Origin of the sequence: Stieleria sp. (assembly GCF_041595215.1) — a bacterium.
Classification (GTDB): Bacteria; Planctomycetota; Planctomycetia; order Pirellulales; family Pirellulaceae; genus Stieleria; species Stieleria magnilauensis.
Genome location: NZ_JBFHKV010001385.1, coordinates 1 through 1,847, shown reverse-complemented (window position 1 = coordinate 1,847; position 1,847 = coordinate 1). Strand labels below are relative to the sequence as shown.

The following is a 1,847-nucleotide window of genomic DNA, read 5'->3' as shown; positions in this document are numbered from 1 at the left end:
GCCCGACTCGAGACCCCGCCGCCTGCCGCGCCCCATTTTTTGACCAACCCATTTTTTGACCAACCCATTTTTTGACCAACCCATTTTTTGACCAACCCATTTTTTGACCAACCCATTTTTTGACCAACCGTCTCTCACTCCACAAACGACGCGTTCTGATCGCGGAGATGGTATCATGCCAGACGCCCCTGATTCACACTCGAAGTCGCAAACGGTCTTTCTGATGCCCCTGATCCGATCCATCCTGTTGGCCATTTCGCTGGCGATGTCTTTCACCGGCGCCGGCGCCGCCGAACACCCCAATGTCGTTCTCGTTGCCATCGACGATCTCAACGACTGGGTGGGATGTTTGGACGGGCATCCCCAAGTGCAAACGCCGCAAATCGACAAGCTGGCGTCTCGGGGTGTGAATTTCACCAACGCGCACTGCCAGGCACCGATTTGCAATCCGTCTCGGATCAGCATGTTGCTGGGCAAGTTGCCGTCAACGACAGGCCACTACTTTTTGGCTCCCGGTTTTCGCGACGTCGACGTGACCCGCGATGCCGTGACGATGTTCCAACATTTTCGCGCCGGCGGCTATCGCGCCGAGTCGATGGGCAAGGTGTTTCATGGCCCTTCAGACGCCGCATCGTTCGATCATGTTCAGCGATCGAGCGGATACCGACGTCCGCCCGGACAAACTGAAAAGCTACGGTACCGGGTGCCGGATTCACATCCTGCCTGGGATTGGGGCCAGATCGAAATTGCCGACGAAGACCAGCGGGATTACCACACCGCGGCGTGGGCGGCCAAGCGGATTCCGGAGTTGGCCAAACGCGATGAACCGTTCTTTCTTGCGATCGGCTTTCATCTGCCCCACGTGCCGATCTACGCGACGAAAAAATGGTTTGACATGTACCCGCTGCAGACGCTGGTGATGCCGCCGGTGCCGGATGGAGACCTTGACGACGTGCCACCGATCGCAGTTCAGTTGAGCCTGAATCCGACCGCTCCGCGATACGAGTGGATGAAAGACAACGGCGAAGACAAACATGCCGTGCAGGCCTACTTGGCTTCCATCTCATTTGTCGATCATCTGGTGGGAATGGTGACCGATGCGGTCGACGCGGCCGGGCTTGGTGACGATACGATCGTCGTTCTGTTTAGCGATCACGGTTTCCACCTCGGCGAAAAGAACAAGTGGGCCAAGCGTAGTCTGTGGCAGCGGACGACACGAGTTCCGCTGATCATCGCCGGACCGGGGGTCACCGGCGGAGCGGTATGCGATGCACCGGTGGGTTTGATCGACGTCTATCCCACGTTGGCGGAAATGTGCCGACTGCCCATCCCGGACGGACTGGACGGGCACAGCCTGAACGGATTGTTGAACGATGCCGCATCGCCGTGGAGTCGTCCCGCGATTTGCACGTTTGGACCGGGGAATCACTCGATCCATTCGCGGGACTATCACTACATCCGTTATCGCGACGGTTCAGAAGAACTGTACGACCATCGTCGCGACAAGGACGAACACCACAATCTTGCCGGCGATCGGAAGCTTGCCGCGATCATCGCTGAGCATCGCCAATGGGTGCCCGCCCAGGACGCGCCGATGGTCCCCGGCAGCCGGGGCAGCGACTCACCGCTGTACGGCGAAGCCGATGGTCTGCAAAAGGCGATGAAGCGAGGAAAGTAGAATCGCTGCTGCCGACATGAACGACTGGCAACTGGACCGCGACGGGTTTTGTCTGCTCGAGCAAGCCGTGCCCGCGGAATCGATCGCGAGCTTGCTCGTGGCGTGCAGCCGCGCCTTTGACGATGACAGCCAGGGGGTGCGGGCGCGGTCGAGTCGCGGTCATGTGTAT

The 1,847-nt window shown here is 59.2% G+C and carries 1 protein-coding gene; it reads left to right on the top strand.

Annotated elements, in window-relative coordinates:
- Positions 1 to 175: 175 nt before the first annotated feature.
- Positions 176 to 1,678 (top strand): sulfatase, encoded by a 1,503-nt coding sequence (locus tag ABX749_RS31485; RefSeq protein ID WP_372899520.1) that lies wholly within the window; start codon positions 176 to 178, stop codon positions 1,676 to 1,678.
- Positions 1,679 to 1,847: the final 169 nt, after the last annotated feature.

Coding starts and splice junctions, on each gene's coding strand:
- ABX749_RS31485 (WP_372899520.1), top strand. CDS start 176: ATGCCAGACGCCCCTGATTCACACTCGAAGTCGCAAACGGTCTTTCTG.